The organism is Paenibacillus sp. YYML68 (assembly GCF_027923405.1).
Lineage (GTDB): Bacteria > Bacillota > Bacilli > Paenibacillales > NBRC-103111 > Paenibacillus_G.
This window is the reverse complement of sequence record NZ_BQYI01000001.1, coordinates 606652-622500: the sequence shown is the minus strand read 5'-3', so window position 1 is coordinate 622500 and position 15849 is coordinate 606652. Positions and strand designations below refer to the sequence as shown.

Annotated in this window: 16 protein-coding genes and 1 other RNA gene (1 of these 17 only partly in view); 1 reads left to right on the top strand and 16 read right to left on the bottom strand. The window is 53.5% G+C overall.

The features are described 5' to 3' along the window. The 15 genes from PAE68_RS02710 to rpoE all read right to left on the bottom strand — a co-directional run. Positions 1–202: the 5' portion of a DUF2508 family protein gene (locus PAE68_RS02710; RefSeq protein ID WP_281883812.1), read on the bottom strand. The gene continues 89 nt to the left of window position 1, outside the view; 202 of the gene's 291 nt are visible here — the first part of the coding sequence; the start codon lies at positions 200–202; its stop codon lies off the left edge, out of view. A 132-nt stretch (positions 203–334) separates the two neighbouring features. Next, positions 335–931: a recombination mediator RecR gene (gene recR / locus PAE68_RS02705; protein WP_281883810.1), complete on the bottom strand. Its 597-nt coding sequence runs from the start codon at positions 929–931 to the stop codon at positions 335–337. Between the two features lie 81 nt (positions 932–1012). Then, positions 1013–1324, bottom strand: a complete 312-nt coding sequence (locus PAE68_RS02700; RefSeq protein WP_281883808.1) for a YbaB/EbfC family nucleoid-associated protein — start codon at positions 1322–1324, stop codon at positions 1013–1015. 36 nt (positions 1325–1360) lie between these two features. Next, positions 1361–3115 (bottom strand): DNA polymerase III subunit gamma/tau, encoded by a 1755-nt coding sequence (gene dnaX, locus PAE68_RS02695; protein WP_281883806.1) that lies wholly within the window; start codon positions 3113–3115, stop codon positions 1361–1363. Between the two features lie 65 nt (positions 3116–3180). Continuing rightward, positions 3181–4245: an ATP-binding protein gene (locus PAE68_RS02690; protein ID WP_281883804.1), complete on the bottom strand. Its 1065-nt coding sequence runs from the start codon at positions 4243–4245 to the stop codon at positions 3181–3183. A 199-nt stretch (positions 4246–4444) separates the two neighbouring features. Continuing rightward, an RNA gene (gene ffs / locus PAE68_RS02685) (signal recognition particle sRNA large type) lies at positions 4445–4708 on the bottom strand. Positions 4709–4755: 47 nt separating this feature from the next. Further along, positions 4756–5151, bottom strand: a complete 396-nt coding sequence (locus PAE68_RS02680) for a hypothetical protein (RefSeq protein WP_281883801.1) — start codon at positions 5149–5151, stop codon at positions 4756–4758. Positions 5152–5238: 87 nt separating this feature from the next. After that, positions 5239–5436: a 50S ribosomal protein L31 gene (gene rpmE, locus PAE68_RS02675; protein WP_281883799.1), complete on the bottom strand. Its 198-nt coding sequence runs from the start codon at positions 5434–5436 to the stop codon at positions 5239–5241. A gap of 81 nt (positions 5437–5517) precedes the next feature. Continuing rightward, positions 5518–6795, bottom strand: a complete 1278-nt coding sequence (locus PAE68_RS02670; protein WP_281883797.1) for a radical SAM family protein — start codon at positions 6793–6795, stop codon at positions 5518–5520. A gap of 12 nt (positions 6796–6807) precedes the next feature. Beyond that, positions 6808–8136, bottom strand: a complete 1329-nt coding sequence (gene rho / locus PAE68_RS02665; RefSeq protein ID WP_281883795.1) for a transcription termination factor Rho — start codon at positions 8134–8136, stop codon at positions 6808–6810. A gap of 114 nt (positions 8137–8250) precedes the next feature. Beyond that, on the bottom strand, positions 8251–9504 hold the full coding sequence (locus PAE68_RS02660; RefSeq protein ID WP_281883793.1) for a UDP-N-acetylglucosamine 1-carboxyvinyltransferase: 1254 nt from the start codon (positions 9502–9504) through the stop codon (positions 8251–8253). Between the two features lie 216 nt (positions 9505–9720). Further along, positions 9721–10575, bottom strand: a complete 855-nt coding sequence (fba, locus tag PAE68_RS02655) for a class II fructose-1,6-bisphosphate aldolase (protein WP_281883790.1) — start codon at positions 10573–10575, stop codon at positions 9721–9723. A gap of 160 nt (positions 10576–10735) precedes the next feature. Further along, entirely contained in the window at positions 10736–11128 is a 393-nt protein-coding gene (locus tag PAE68_RS02650) for a response regulator (protein ID WP_281883788.1), read from the bottom strand. A gap of 198 nt (positions 11129–11326) precedes the next feature. Further along, entirely contained in the window at positions 11327–12928 is a 1602-nt protein-coding gene (locus PAE68_RS02645) for a CTP synthase (RefSeq protein ID WP_281883786.1), read from the bottom strand. 209 nt (positions 12929–13137) lie between these two features. After that, complete coding sequence (gene rpoE, locus PAE68_RS02640; protein WP_281883784.1) at positions 13138–13710, bottom strand: DNA-directed RNA polymerase subunit delta; 573 nt, start codon at positions 13708–13710, stop codon at positions 13138–13140. 489 nt (positions 13711–14199) lie between these two features. Between rpoE and PAE68_RS02635 the strand changes: the two genes are divergently transcribed. Next, positions 14200–15384 (top strand): S8 family peptidase, encoded by a 1185-nt coding sequence (locus PAE68_RS02635; protein ID WP_281883782.1) that lies wholly within the window; start codon positions 14200–14202, stop codon positions 15382–15384. Between the two features lie 15 nt (positions 15385–15399). Here PAE68_RS02635 and PAE68_RS02630 read toward each other — a convergent pair whose 3' ends face one another. Beyond that, the gene (locus tag PAE68_RS02630; protein ID WP_281883781.1) at positions 15400–15846 is read right to left on the bottom strand and encodes a YwiB family protein; all 447 of its coding nucleotides are present in this window, start codon (positions 15844–15846) and stop codon (positions 15400–15402) included. Between the last annotated feature and the right edge of the window lie 3 nt (positions 15847–15849).

The window sequence follows — 15849 nt, the reverse complement described above, 5'->3', positions numbered from 1 at the left end:
GCTTCTCTGCCGCCTCTAGCGCATAGACCGCATAATCCACCTGCTCCTTCTCCAGCGCATATTCGAATCGACTCCGCGCAACTTCCCACTCCATATGCGCCTTACGGATCTCATGAATAAGCAAAAGGTGCTCCTCCCTTAACGCACGAGCTGCGACCTGCTGCTCAGACTCCTTCCACCATTGCCATCTCCACTGTACCATAGCACTCATGCCCCCTATACGCTTCATCTTATATTACATACATATAGGACAAGGCTTAGGGATAGAACCAAAAAAAGTCCTGCCAAGCAGGCGCAAGCACCTGTTCAGCAAGACTATTCCGGGTCCGGCAAGCTAGAGCTCTCTACGACCCTCAAGCGCCTTCGTTAACGTCACCTCGTCAGCGTATTCAAGGTCTCCGCCAACCGGCAGACCATGAGCAATACGTGTAACCTTCAGACCGAACGGACGAACAAGACGAGACAAATACATCGCCGTCGCTTCCCCTTCAATATTCGGATTGGTGGCCAGAATCAATTCCTGAACCCGCTCGTCGCTTAGTCGCTTCAGCAAATCAGCGATCCGAATCTCATCAGGCCCGATCCCTTCCATCGGAGAGATCGCACCGTGTAGCACGTGATAGTAGCCGTTATATTCCTTCGTCCGCTCCATAGCAACGAGATCCTTCGGCTCCTGAATGACACATATGGTCGACACGTCACGGCTCTTATCCTGGCAGATGCGGCAAGGGTCTGTGTCCGTAATATTGCAGCAGATGGAGCAGTAGTTCAAGTTCCTCTTCACATTGACGAGCGCCTTCGCAAAATCGACCACATCGTCCTCCTTCATACGCAGCACATGGAAGGCGAGTCGTCCGGCTGTCTTCGGCCCGATTCCGGGCAGTCGTGAGAAGGAATCAATCAATTTCGCTAACGGTTCAGGGTAAAACAACACAGTCGCCCCTTGCAAGTTGGTATGGTCAATGACTATCGAATATGCCGCGATTGCAGCAAGCGAAGCGACCTACTTAGCCTAGAACAAGCCTGGAATGTTCATGCCGCCAGTAAGCTTCGACATCTCTTTGGAGGCAGTCTCCTCAGCCTTCGTCATCGCATCATTAATGGCAGTGAGCACGAGATCCTGCAGCATTTCGACATCGTCTGGGTCTACTGCCTCTGGCTTAATGGCTACGCCAATTACTTTCTTCTGACCATTAACGGTAACTGTGACAACACCGCCGCCTGCTGTACCTTCGACAGTAACGCCCGCCAGATCCTCTTGCGCCTTCAGCATCTGCTCCTGCATCTTCTTAACCTGCTTCATCATCTGGTTCATGTTATTCATCTTGTCATCTCTCCTTATATGTATCGTTTATAATGATCAGCCTTCATCCTTAATCACGACAAGCTCCTCGCCAAACAGCTGAATCGCTTCATCAATCCACTCTTCCTTCGGCGAGCTACCAGGCTCATCCTCAGCGATCAGCTTCATCTCTTCCTTCGGAGGCTCCGGCACCTTCGCATCGGCAGCAGCTCTCCAGTCCTTCATCATGACGGTCACGAGCTTATACGGATGCCCCAGCACGTGCTGCAACGCTTGTTCGATCAGCTGCTTATTCGCAGGCTTCTCCGTCGTCTCACGATGCATGGCGCTCTTGAAGGCAACGAGCAGATTCCCATCAGCCGCCGATACCGGCTCTCCATCGACAAGCCAAGCATGCACGGTTATTTTCATTTCCTTCACGCGTGACAGCACTTGACTCCAGAGCTTAGCCGCTTCACGGAATTCGGGCGATTGCTGTCCGGCCACGTATGCATCGATCTTATCCAGCGTCTTCCTTGAGGTAACCGATGGCGAAGCAGCTCTCACAGCCGCGCCGAAGCCACCTCCCGAGGAAGAGCCCGCCGCCGGAGCTGTACTCTGCTTGCTGGCGATGGAAGCTAGCTGACCCTCCAGGCGTTCGATCCGATTCAATAGTTGAGACACAACCGCACTGGATGCGGAAGGCTCTACCGAAGCATTCGTCGTGGCCGCCCCAGTTGAATCGGCAGTGACACCGCTGCATAGCTTCATCACGGCGATCTCCAGCATCGTCTGCGGCTGCACCGAATATTTCATCTCCGATTGGTAGCGGTTCAGCGTATCGATCATCGTCATCAGTGAGCTTGCCTCGAACTGGTCCGCCACCTTAGCGAAGTGCCTCACGTCTAGAATTCTCTCCGTCAGCGCGTCCGAGTTCGGTACCAGCTTAACCATTAACAGATCACGGAAGTAGTAGACCAGGTTCTCCATACACTTATCCGCACTCTTGCCCTCCTGCATGAAGGCATCAATGAGTGCGAGCGCAGACGCAATGTCCCGAGCCTGAACCGCATACGCCAATTGCTCGAATTGGTCCGAGGCCATGCCGCCCGTGATGGATAACACATCGTCATAAGTAATTCTGGCTCCTGAGAAGGCGATCACCTGATCCAGCAAGCTGAGCGCGTCACGCATGCCGCCATCCGACAGACGAGCAATGAACGCAAGCGCCTCCTCTTCAGCCGCGATCCCTTCCTTCTCACACACCTCGCGTAAGCGCTCCACCTGCTCGGTTAACGCAACGCGGCGGAAGTCGAATCGCTGACAACGGGATATAATCGTTGCTGGCAATCGGTGAGGCTCAGTTGTAGCCAAAATGAACATGACGTGAGAAGGCGGCTCCTCCAGCGTCTTCAGAAGCGCATTGAACGCCTCTGTCGTCAGCATATGCACCTCGTCAATAATATACACCTTCTGGCGAACCTCGGTGGGGGCATACTTGACTTTATCACGAATGTCGCGAATTTCCTCCACGCCTCGATTCGAGGCTGCGTCGATCTCGACTACATCCATCACGGAGCCTTCCGTGATACGCCGACAAGCCTCACACTCATTGCAGGGCTCTACGCCGGGGCCGTTCTGGCAATTGACAGCTTTGGCCAAAATTTTGGCCGCACTCGTTTTACCGGTGCCTCGAGGACCGCTGAACAAGTAGGCATGGCTGAACCGACCTTCACGAAGCGAGTTCTGTAAGGTTTGGACAATATGCTTCTGACCGACCATGTCTTCGAATGACTGCGGCCTCCAAGTACGATATAACGCGATATGTGCCATCTTGCCCTCTCCATTGCTCGTTTATCCTTACTAGTATACAACACTTGGCGGCAGGATTGAAGCTGTCACGCTATAGGGAGGATGATGGTGAAGGTCGTTCCGTACCCCTTCGACGATACGCGGATGTGCCCGCCGATATCATGGACAATACGCTGACAGATCGATAGACCTAGCCCTGTGCCATCCTGCTTCGTCGTGAAGAAGGGATCAAATATTTTATCAATGACATATAGCGGTATGCCAGATCCAGTATCCCGGATTTCAACAATAACCTTGTCCTCGGCGTCGTGCCGCTTCTCCGTGATGACGAGCTCGCCACCGTCGCCCATGGCTTCGATTCCGTTCCTCACCATATGCAGCAATAGCTGCTTCACATGATTTTTGTCCGCCAAGATGAAGGAATTACTGTTCTGGCTCACACGCTCATATGTAATCTTCGTACGCCTCATGTCGGCTTCAGACTGAAGCTCAGGCATTAGCTCTTCTACAGCCTCTGACATGGAGACACGCTCATAGTTCGCTTTCCTTGGCGAGCTGAGGAGCAAAAATTCATTCACAAGCTCATTAATGCGATTAACCTCTGACAGCATAACCTCGGTGTAGCCATTCTCCCGGTCCATACCCTGCTCTTGGAACATTTTCTGAAAAACCTGTAAAAAGCCCTTAACCGCCGTGAGCGGATTTCGAATCTCATGAGCTGTACCCGCGGCAATTTGACTGATCATCGCAAGTCTGTCGCTACGCTGGAATCGGTCCTCCAAGGAACGGAGATTCGTTACATCCTTAAATATGACGCAAGCGCCAGCAACGCCGCCAGCCTCGTCCTTCAGCACATTCGTATCGACGAGCAGCTCGAATCGCTCTTGATTGTTCGTCCAGGTGACGGCCATATTGCTAACCACTCTGCCATCCACAATACGGGAATCGACGAACGGATGCTCCTCGGACAAATGCTGGAGTATATCCTTCATACGTCGACCCAACACCTGCTCCCGAAGCATCCCGAGCACCCGGCACGCACGGTCACTGATCCCAACTACAAGCATACTCGAATCAACGAGAATAACGCCAAGACTGCCATCTGATAAGAACATATCGGTAAAACGCTGCCATAACAAAGTATGCTGCACAGTTCTACCTCCATTTCGATTTCACTGAGTGCATCTCGCTCACTTGTCAACTATACATTCTCCTTGACTTCCCAAGTTTCCTTCCGCTAATGATGACGAACATTGACAACAAAGCTCAAAAAAGCAAAAACACCACTCCAAGCTTGTTCAGCTCGAAATGGTGTGTACGGTAGTGGATACGGCAACACGTATGTAAAAACCGTGCACCAACCTTGATATTACGATCCAAGTGGAATTTTTGTCGCCAGCTCAAGCTAGGCTGCCCTTCGGCACATGAAACATCCCGCTTATGGCTGCTTCCTTCCGGACCTGACCAGGTTCACGGGCATCCATTGCGAAGGACCCGGCTCTCAACACCGGCTTCAAAACCCAACCCTTACATCGCAATACCTCGTGATGGCGTTCGACCCCGCTACAGCGGATTGCGGGTTACAGGGCACCGCTACCTCCCCGTCTAGCACGGCAAGACTTAGTATAGTTCATTCGGCGGGAAATAGCAACTCGAGGGCATTATTTGGAACCGATCACCGTAACCTTCGTGTTGTAGGTAGGGGATTGCGCAGCCATGTATTGATTCGCTTCCGCCTCCACACTTCGCATCTCCTCCTCCGACATTCCAGTCGGAGCAATTAAGTGAATGTTGATGTCGACACCGTTCGTACGAATCAGATCGACGACCATATTCGGATAATGCTCCTTCACAGACGCTTCCAGCATCGCCATATCGGCCGCGTAGTACCGATAGCCTGTGTTCAGCGGTACATTCGGATTAACGCCCGTGATTCCGAGTGCGCCGTCCCTTGAATACGAACGCACATTCGATCCCCCTTGGCCCTGACACGCACTTAATAATGGAAGCATGAACAGAAGCAACCCAAGCCAACCGACGATTAAACGGATGAACATAAAAAACACCTCCTGTGCACTAAGATCTGATGTAATCTTAGAATAGCCACAAGAGGCGTGCTTATGCTGGCAACAAATGGACGTGCATTAGATGCCGTATTTCTTCTTAAATTTATCGACGCGACCGCCTGCATCCAAGAACTTCTGCTTACCTGTGAAGAATGGATGGCAGCTGGAGCAAATCTCTACACGGAGGTTTTGCTTCAACGATCCTGTCTCAAACACGTTACCGCAAGCGCAAGTAACTGTTGTTTGGTGGTATTTCGGATGAATTCCTGCTTTCATGAACCTTTCACCTCTTTTGCCCTGAAACACCATGTGAATCAGAGTTATCGTAAATACACAAAAGCGATTATATCACGACAGCTAGCCTTGTTGCAACTGTTTCGTACGAAGCTTCAGCAGCTCGTCCGGTGCGTGTGTATACGAGCCCAGGACAACGCCTGGCAGCTCCTCACGGAAAATCTCGAGCATCTGCTTCATGCCATAGCGCTCGCCCCGAGCAGGCGGGATCAGCTGCAGGTAGCTCTCTGGATCAATATTCAAGTTGCGAAGCTGGATGAGCTTCAGGTCGGTGCGCTTGACGAACTCGATCATCGCCTCCATCTCCTCCTCGCGGTCGGTTACACCAGGGAAGATCAGGTAGTTAATCGACGTCGCTACACCTTTGTCCGCCGCATAGCGCAGTGATTTCTCCACGTTCTTCAGCGTATATCCGCGTGGCTTGTAGTAGGCGTTATAGTGATCGTCCAATGCACTGATTGTGCTGACGCGCATCAGATCAAGACCGGCATCAACGATGGCACGAATATGGTCGGTTAAGCCGGCATTCGTATTGATATTGATATATCCGATCTGGGTACGGCTGCGCACCTCTCGCATCGCTTCGACTATAATCTTCGCTTGGGTGGAAGGCTCGCCCTCGCAGCCTTGACCGAAGCTGATGATGCTCTCCGGCGTCTTCAGGTGCTCCAGCATCACCTGCACAACCTCATCGACCGTCGGCTTGAAATTCATTCGCGTCTGCGGCGCCGGGAAGCCGCTATCGTCAGGCTGCTCGGATATGCAGCCGAAGCAGCCCGCATTACAGGAGAACGACACCGGCACTGCACCTTCCCAGCGACTCAGGAACGTGTTGGAGGCTGTCAAGCATTCATAATTCAGCGCACAGTTGGACAAGTGCTGATACAGTCTGTTGTCTGGATACGCTGCAAGCAAGCCCTGCACCTTGACCTCTAGCTCATCGGGGTCGCAGTTACGCGGATTCCAGCGCTCCGGATCGTCACAGGCCTCAGCCGCAACGTAGAAGCCGTCGTCCTTCCAGACGACAGCGGTGTAGCCGAACAAGGGAAGCACCTTCTCCTTATCCGCCTTCACGTAGCCGGGAAGCAGTAGCCGGGTGAAGCCTTGTGGCAGAAGCGCGCCCACAGCGTGAACGTCGCCAGGTACTACCTCCATATTGCCTGTACGTGCATGTAGGCCGAGCGGACGAGTGTCCGGCAAGCTGACGAGCGTAGCACCTTCAGGAAGTGGGATCAGCTCCTCCTCCAGCACCTCGGTCACTAGCTCCCCGTGCCGCCCTAGCGCGATATAATCGGGATGATCGTACACATGTCCGTCCGCTCCCGCATAAACGAGTTTCATCTGGCTGTCCTCCTAGGAGACAGGATGCTTCACGCGCCGCGCGGCGCCCCCGCTGCCTCCAGATGCCGGACCGCTGCCGGAACCAGAAGCTGGAACGGGGTTCTTTTCGAGTACATCCATAAATTCTTGATTCGTCTTCGTTTCAGCAAACTTCTTCAGGAACGCCTCAGTATACTCGTGAGAGTCGTTCATATTTTTGCGGATCGCCCATACCTTCTCGAGCTCTTCCTTCGTGAGCAGCATCTCCTCGCGTCTCGTTCCCGACCTGCGAATGTCGATAGCTGGGAATATACGACGCTCTGCCAGCTTGCGGTCGAGGTGCAGCTCAAGATTACCTGTCCCCTTGAACTCCTCATAGATGACATCGTCCATACGCGAGCCCGTCTCGATCAACGCCGTCGCTAGTATGGTGAGACTGCCGCCTTCCTCGATATTTCTCGCTGCGCCGAAGAATCGCTTCGGCCGGTGGAACGCACCCGGGTCGATACCACCAGACAGCGTACGTCCGGTTGGTGGTACGACGAGGTTGTAGGCACGGGCAAGTCTAGTGATGCTGTCAAGCAGGATAACGACATCCTTCTTATGCTCGACGAGTCGCTGCGCGCGCTCCAGCACGAGCTCTGCCACCTTAATATGGTTCTCCGGCAGCTCATCGAACGTAGAGGCGATCACTTCGCCCTTCACCGAGCGCTGCATGTCCGTAACCTCTTCCGGCCGCTCGTCAATGAGCAGCACGAACAGCTCCACATCGGGATGATTCAGAGAGATGCTATTGGCAATTTCCTTCAGAAGAAGCGTCTTACCTGCCTTAGGTGGAGCTACGATCAAGCCGCGCTGGCCGAAGCCGACGGGAGCGAGAAGATCCATTAACCGAGTGGAAACCTTGGTCGGGGATGTTTCGAGCACGAGCTTTTTTTGCGGGTACAGAGGGGTAAGTGCCGGGAAATGAAGCCGCTCCGCCGCGGTCTCAGGATCTTCCCCATTCACAGCTTCGACGTGCAGCAATCCAAAGTAACGTTCATTCTCCTTCGGGGGACGGCACTTGCCGGAGACGATGTCGCCTGAACGAAGATCGAACCTCCGAATTTGCGACGCTGAAATATAAATGTCCTCTGAGCTAGGTAAATAGTTGATCGGGCGAAGGAAGCCGAAGCCCTCCTGCAGAACGTCAAGCACGCCCTGCATAAACATCAATCCGCCCTGTTCTGCTTGAGCGCGAAGAATGGCAAAGATCAATTCCTTCTTCTTCATCTGACCGTAATACGGAATTTGATGCTTCTTAGCAAGCTTATACAGCTCGGTGAGCTTAAGAGCTTCCAGCTGAGCCAGGTGCATGTCCATATAAGTACCAACCACCAAACTATTAAAGTGTCTATCGAATCCAAATATACTCTAGCAATGCCCACAACGGATAAAATCTATACACATCAAAGGCAGTCATCTACAATCCGCGAGCTACGATTGCTGACGCCACACCTCTGCGCCTAGATTGGACAAATTCATAACCAAATGATCGTAGCCACGATCGATATATTCGACACCGGTTACCTCGGTAACACCGTCGCCCACCGTTAATCCAGCAATGACAAGTGCGGCGCCTGCGCGCAGGTCGGTCGCCTTCACCTTGGCCGCGCTGAGCTTACCACCTTCAATAATCGCCGAGCGACCCTCGAGCTTAATCTTCGCTCCCATACGAGCCAGCTCCGGTATATGCTTGAAGCGGTTCGAGTACACGTAATCACTTAATATACTGACGCCCTTGGTCTGAGTAAGCAACGTGCTCATCGGTGACTGCAGATCAGTGGCAAAGCCGGGATATACGAGCGCCTTCACATCAATGCTCTCATACTCGGCCTGCCCAACTACGCGGATCGATTCATCCATTTCGTATATATGTACGCCCATCTCTTGCAGCTTGGCGGTCAGCGCCTCCAGATGCTTCGGAATGACATTATCAATGATGACATCCCCTCGCGTAGCCGCAGCTGCAATCATGTACGTGCCCGCTTGAATGCGGTCGGGTATGATCGAATGCACGCAGCCGTGCATGCTGTCTACACCCTCGATCCGAATATTTTCCGTACCGGCACCTTTGATTTTGGCGCCCATGGCGTTCAATAAAGTGGCTACATCTATGATTTCAGGCTCTTTGGCCGCATTTTCGATAATTGTGACGCCCTTGGCCCGTGAAGCCGCAAGCATAATATTAATGGTCGCCCCTACACTGACGACATCCAAATAAATCTTGGCGCCTTGAAGCTGCTTCGCCTTAATATGCAGCGCACCGTTCTCCGTCGTAACCTGCGCACCGAGCGCCTCAAACCCTTTAATGTGCTGGTCAATCGGTCTTGGCTCAAAGTTGCAGCCACCCGGCAAGCCGATCACCGCTTCCCCAAATCTTCCGAGCAGTGCACCCATCAAATAGTACGATGCGCGCAGCTTCTTCACATTCCCGTTAGGCATCGGCTTCGAAACAAGCCGGCTAGGGTCAATCTTCAACTGGTCTTGCTGACGCTCGACAGTCGCGCCGAGCTCCTCCAGCAGCTCACAATAGATAGCCACATCGCTCAGCTCCGGCAAGTTATCCAGCGTTACCGTCGATTCCGATAGTATGGCAGCCGGAATGAGTGCAATTGCACTATTCTTCGCACCGCTGATCTGAACCGTTCCCCGCAGCGGACGCCCGCCGGCAATCATCAATTTCTCCATTTCGATGTCGTTCCCCCTACCCCTACTTCAGCACTTTAAAGAACAAAAAGAAAATAACACACAAATTTAACATATACAGAACGTAAACATTAGTGTAACAAGGGGTCTATGCTGCGACGAATTGCTGTGCACGACGAAGCATGCTCGCGAGAAGATAAAAAGAGAGAAAGGAAATACACCGTAGCATCGATGTATTTCCCGTATGTCAACAAATGATTAAGCTTGGTTGCTGCTGCCGAACAAAACAATTTTGGACTTCACAACTTCAACCATTGCTTTGCGGGCAGGTGTGAGGTATTTACGAGGATCGTATACTTTCGCATCTTGGTTCAAGACGTCGCGAATCGTCTGCGTGCAAGCGACCTGATTCTCAGTGTTCACGTTAATCTTACCTACGCCAGCAGCAATCGACCTCTTGATCATCTCATCCGGTACACCGGAGCCGCCGTGTAATACAACCGGAACCGGAATAGCGCTTGCTACCTGCTCAATGATATCGAAGCGGATGTTCGGCTCACCTGCATACATGCCGTGCGCCGTACCTACCGCGATCGCCACACAGTCAACACCCGTCTCTTCGTAGAAGCGGATCGCTTCTTCCGGCTTCGCCAGGTTCGCATCGGACTCATCCACAGAGATATCATCCTCAACGCCACCAATTGTTCCGAGCTCGCCCTCTACGGACACGCCCATCGCATGAGCCGCCTTCACGACTTCCTTCGTCAAGCGAACGTTCTCCTCGAAGGAATAGTGGGAGCCGTCGAACATAACGGAGCTGAAGCCCGCGCGGATACACTTCATCGCGACTTCAAAGCTGCTGCCATGATCCAAGTGAAGCGCGATCGGAAGTCCGGACTTCTTCGCTGCTGCTTCTGCAATCGCAACGGTGAACTCGATTCCCATGTACTTCAATGCACCCTCAGATACGCCGAAGATGAACGGGGAATTCAGCTCTTGAGCTGCCTCAGTAATGGCTTGTGCGAACTCAAGGTTGTTCATGTTAAATTGCCCAACCGCATACTTGTTAGCCTTAGCCTGCGGCAAAAACTCGTTCATTGAAACTAATGGCATTCTATTCTCTCCTCCTTAATATGTATACCGTGCCGAAGAACAGCGGTCGTCCTTCCGTCATACTGCGCTATTATATCATACAAAGTCTGAAACGTTAAACAGCAATACCCTTGAGTGAAACGGTTAAACTGCAACTTTTTCAGAAAAAAGAGACCCTTTATCAGGATCCCACTGCATACGAGCTATTGCCGGTCGAGCGAAGCTGGTGGTTAACCGCCTGTCGCAATTCATCAATGTCAAAGGGCTTCGTGAAATGCATGATCGCACCAAGGTCTGTCGCTTCCTTGATCATGTCGAGCTCACCGTAGGCCGTCATCATGATTACCTTAATCGCAGGATTGATGCTCTTGATATGCTTCAAAATATCAAGACCGTCCATACCCGGAATCTTCATGTCGAGCAGAACCAAATCAGGTGTCACATTACGTACAATCTCAAGTGCAAGTTTACCATTGGAAGCCTGATACGTCTCATATCCCTCACTGCTGAACACTTCCATCAACAGGATGCGGATGCCATTCTGATCATCTACGATGAGCAGCTTCTTCTTCATGCGGTACCCTCCATTCCGTTTCTAAAAAAAGACTTAAGAAAGGTTAGAAAACCCGATCCCTGATTTGTACTTGCTCTCTAATATTCGCTACGGCATACAGGATTCCTGCCACCAAAACGAAAAATGTTGAAAAGTTTAACAAATCAAGCAAGGTTTTCTGACCTGCTTAGAAGCTTGAAACGAAACTGATACAGGCGCTTATCGGCTATGCTGGTACGCCGCCTGTACGAAGTGCTTGAACAGCGCCTGCGGGCGGTTCGGTCTGGAGGTGAATTCCGGATGGAATTGCACAGCCAAAAACCACGGATGCTCCGGACACTCAACGATCTCAACCAGACGTCCATCCGGGCTCGTACCGGAAATGATCAGTCCCGCCGCTTCAATCGAGTCACGGTATTCGTTGTTAAACTCATAGCGATGACGATGGCGCTCGTAGACGAGCTCGTCATCGTAGCAGCGCATCGCAAGCGAGCCTTCCTTCAGCTTGCACGGGTATAGACCGAGACGCATCGTGCCACCGAGGTCCTCGATATCCTTCTGCTCAGGCAGCAGGTCAATGACCGGATAAGGCGTCGTCGGATGAATCTCCGAGCTGTTCGCGCCTTCGAGCTTCAGCATCGTACGGGCATACTCGACCACCGCTACCTGCATACCGAGACAGATGCCGAAGAACGGAACCTTCTGCTCACGCGCATAACGGATTGCCGAGATCTTCCCTTCAATGCCGCGATCGCCGAAGCCGCCTGGAACAAGAATTCCTTGTACGCCAGAGAGCAGCTCGTCGACATTGTGGTCATAGATCTCCTCCGCGTTCACCCAGCGAATCTTCACCTCGGTGTCACAGTCGATGCCAGCGTGTCCCAGTGCCTCCACAATACTGAGGTAGGCGTCATGCAGCGCAACATATTTACCAACAATAGCGATCTCCGTCGTCGTCTTCAGCGACTTCACGCGATGAACGAGCTTCTCCCACTCCGTCATATCCGGCGCATTGGTCGTCAGCTTCAGATGGTTCACGACGATATCGTCGAGCCCCTGTTCTCTGAGCATCATCGGCACCTCGTACAGCGTCTCGGCATCGCGGCACTCAACGACCGCGTTCGGATCTACGTCACAGAATTGCGCCAGCTTGCGCTTCATATCTTCGGCGAGCGCATGCTCAGTCCGGCAGACGATGACGTGCGGCTGAATACCGATGCTGCGTAGCTCCTTGACGCTGTGCTGCGTCGGCTTCGTCTTCACTTCACCGGCTGCCTTCAGGTAAGGGATCAGCGTCACGTGAATGTACATCACATTATCGCGACCGATGTCGCTCTTGATCTGACGAATCGCCTCAAGGAACGGCAAGCTCTCGATATCGCCGACCGTACCGCCGATCTCGGTAATGACGACATCGGAGTGCGCCTCACGGCCTGCGCGGAAGACGCGCTCCTTGATCTCATTCGTAATATGCGGAATAACCTGTACCGTACCGCCCAAATATTCGCCGCGGCGCTCCTTCGCGATCACGGAGGAATAGATCTTACCTGTCGTCACGTTGCTGTTCTTGGAAAGGTTGATATCGATGAAGCGTTCATAGTGACCCAGGTCCAGGTCCGTTTCCGCACCGTCGTCGGTCACGAATACTTCGCCGTGCTGGTAAGGGCTCATCGTCCCCGGGTCCACGTTAATATACGGGTCGAACTTCTGAATCGTAACCTTCAGGCCGCGGTTTTTCAGCAATCTGCCGAGCGAGGCCGCGGTAATTCCTTTACCTAATGAGGAAACGACCCCTCCTGTCACGAAAATATACTTTGTCATTATGTAATACCTCCCAAGTTTAACATGCCGCTATATCGATTCCGTTAACCGTTTTAAAAAAAAAGAAAAAGCCCCCCGCATCGGCGGGGCACTTTTCCATGAAAAGACCTGAATTTCGATCCTAATCCGTACTAGGTTCCGTCTAAAGCCCAAAAGATAGTTTACTCCGAACCGTACGTGCTGTCAAGATCATACGCGGGTACGCAGGACTACTTCTGGTCGTCCAAATCGTCTCCGTCCTCTTCGCCCAAGTCTTCGGCTTCTTCGTCATCCTCGAGCGATTCGCCCTCAAGCTCTTCCTCGGCTTCTTCCTCTTCCTCGAAGAACTCAGACTCCTCCTCGATCTCCTCTTCCGCCTCGAATTCATCATCTTCGCGCGGCGTATCGAAGGAATCGTATTCCTCCTCTTCGACGAAGGTGTCCTCCTCTTCAGCGAACAGCTCCTCATCGTCGAGATCGTCGTCCTCGTCGTTGATAATGCGCGGACGCTTGCCGCTGCCTACCGCATCCTCAGACTTCTCGACAGGGTACCAGCGCTTGAGGCCCCATAGATTTTTGCCAACGCAGGCGAAGCGCCCGTCGATATTAATCTCCGTATATAGTTGAGCAATCACTTGCATGACTTCGTCCTCGGACAAGCCTTTAATCTTCGCAATCTCCGCCATCAGGTCACGGTAATAATAAGGTGTATTGGCCGCCTTCAACAGCTCGAAGGCCAGGTCGACCATCGGCATTTCCTTCGCTTGCTCGTTGCTTATCTTAAGCAGGTTCTGAGCACACATTCCTGGGCACATCCCTTCCAACATGATCGAACGTTCAAGTGCAGCACAGCTGCATTATACTGCATGTTACACTTATCACCAATAAGTAAACCTTATTTTATGTAAAAATGCAACTATCCCCCGCCCCATCATGCGCAACGAAACAAAGGATCTCGCCCTCGGCGCTCCGCTACCTGAAGCGATGCCGAAAAGCGGGATCCCTCGTCCCGACTGTACCCGTAAGGACGTGTGCCCGGAGACGATCCGAAACGGCCGCACCTTACCCTTATAGCTATGCTCGGAGATGGTTTGCACCTCCTGCTTTATCGTATGTTCCCGAGCCTGTATTGACACGGCACAGCACCCATTTATTGCGAACAAGGCCATCCGTTTATACGCAAGGACATCACCCTACATACGATACATAAACGAAATGCCTCTTGAAGAGCAGGCGAGCGGCTTCGCCCTGCCGAGCAATGCATTGTCGATTCGGGGAGGAGGAATCGCACATTGAATCCGTCAGCCTTACTACAATGGCTGCAGCAAGCGCTGGAGCAGTCGGACGGCTCGGAGCCTCGTCATATCATTCGACTGGCGAGCAAGCGGCAATATAGCGAATTCGAACGACTGCTGCGACGCAAGACTACTGCTGTGCCGAAGCTGACCCAGGTACTGCCGCTACCTCTCATCCAAGCCTTCTCATGTCCGCTGCGCACGACAGCATCGAAAACCTTAACCGCAGCAGCTTGCGTCCGATCGGTGGAGACCGACCCCCGTATCCGCATTCAGCTCCGGGTCGCCCAGCCTCGCCTGCAGCTGCGAACGATCGAAGGCAGCAGCGCTGCGTCAGTGCCGGTGATCCCCTGGGGCATCCGTCATATTGGCGCACCACGCGTCTGGCCCAGAACCAAGGGGGCCCGCATCCGGATTGGCGTCATCGACACCGGCGCGGATTACAACCATCCCGACCTGCGGCACTGTCTGTCGCGGGGCGTTAATTTACTAGAGCCGCATAAGCTCCCCTATGACGACAACGGTCACGGCACCCATATCGCCGGTACGATCAGCGCCACGGCACGCCATCGAGGCTTGATCGGTGTCGCCCCGCTTGCAGCTATTTATCCGGTGAAAGCGTTCGACAATCAGGGCGGTGCCTACGTATCGGACATCGTCAAGGGCATCGACTGGTGCGTCGCGAACGGCATGGACATTATTAACATGAGCTTCGGCATGAAGACATACAGCAAGGCGCTGGAGTCTGCCGTGCTTAACGCCTACGAGCGGGGCGTCATCATCGTCGCCTCCTCGGGCAATGAGGGCAAGCGCGCCGAGGTCGATTATCCGGCCCGCCTGCCGCAGGTGATCGCCGTCGGCGCGACGAACCGGCAGGGACGCATCGCCGTCTTCAGCAATGACGGGAAGCAGATCGACATCTATGCGCCGGGCGAGCGCGTCTATTCGACGTGGCTGAACGGCAAATACCATGAGCTGAGCGGCACCTCGATGGCGACGTCCCATGTCAGCGGCGTCGTTGCCCTCATGCTGGCGCTCAAGCCTGCGCTGCGGCCCGGCCGTATCCGGTCGCTGCTGCGCAAGCATGCCCGGCTCATCCCGCGACCGGGTAGGAAGAAGAGCATTCGTGAGCTGCACGCCTACCGTACGATTAAGGGGCTCCTGCGGAGGTCGAGCAAGTAAGCTCATGCTACACGACTAAGCTGCGGGCGAGACCGTCAATGTCAAGCTATAGAGACCCGCGTCCTCCCCCATGACCGTCAGGGAGTAGGACCAATGGACAGCATACGTCAACGCCGGGCTGGAGCTAGACTCAACCTGGACCTCCCGAGTACGCGTCACTAGCTCCATCCGTCCATGCGGCGTCACCATATACCCTGTGTGCTCCTTTCCTTGCACGAACACTTGCTCGAAGCGTACCTCACCGAAGCGGATGACCCTCACCTCACCGGCTTGCCAGCGAATCGTGGTCGTCGTGCTGCCCATCCCCGCACTGGCCGGCTCCTGATACCGCACGTAGCAGGCGGCGCCGCGCGTCGACAGCTCCCCTCGCAGCTCCAGCACCGTTCGCTCGCCCGCTGCCACACTTTCGAGCTGTATGCGGACCGGTACTCTTCCCGCCGCTTCTGAATGCTCCTCCACCATGAA

Excerpts from the sequence above, each read along its gene's own strand:
- PAE68_RS02700 (WP_281883808.1), bottom strand. The coding sequence starts at position 1,324 with ATGAATAACATGAACCAGATGATGAAGCAGGTTAAGAAGATGCAGGAG.
- dnaX (WP_281883806.1), bottom strand. The coding sequence starts at position 3,115 with ATGGCACATATCGCGTTATATCGTACTTGGAGGCCGCAGTCATTCGAA.
- PAE68_RS02680 (WP_281883801.1), bottom strand. The coding sequence starts at position 5,151 with ATGTTCATCCGTTTAATCGTCGGTTGGCTTGGGTTGCTTCTGTTCATG.
- rpmE (WP_281883799.1), bottom strand. The coding sequence starts at position 5,436 with ATGAAAGCAGGAATTCATCCGAAATACCACCAAACAACAGTTACTTGC.
- PAE68_RS02670 (WP_281883797.1), bottom strand. The coding sequence starts at position 6,795 with ATGAAACTCGTTTATGCGGGAGCGGACGGACATGTGTACGATCATCCC.
- rho (WP_281883795.1), bottom strand. The coding sequence starts at position 8,136 with ATGGACATGCACCTGGCTCAGCTGGAAGCTCTTAAGCTCACCGAGCTG.
- PAE68_RS02660 (WP_281883793.1), bottom strand. The coding sequence starts at position 9,504 with ATGGAGAAATTGATGATTGCCGGCGGGCGTCCGCTGCGGGGAACGGTT.
- fba (WP_281883790.1), bottom strand. The coding sequence starts at position 10,575 with ATGCCATTAGTTTCAATGAACGAGTTTTTGCCGCAGGCTAAGGCTAAC.
- PAE68_RS02650 (WP_281883788.1), bottom strand. The coding sequence starts at position 11,128 with ATGAAGAAGAAGCTGCTCATCGTAGATGATCAGAATGGCATCCGCATC.
- PAE68_RS02645 (WP_281883786.1), bottom strand. The coding sequence starts at position 12,928 with ATGACAAAGTATATTTTCGTGACAGGAGGGGTCGTTTCCTCATTAGGT.
- rpoE (WP_281883784.1), bottom strand. The coding sequence starts at position 13,710 with ATGTGTGCTCAGAACCTGCTTAAGATAAGCAACGAGCAAGCGAAGGAA.
- PAE68_RS02630 (WP_281883781.1), bottom strand. The coding sequence starts at position 15,846 with ATGGTGGAGGAGCATTCAGAAGCGGCGGGAAGAGTACCGGTCCGCATA.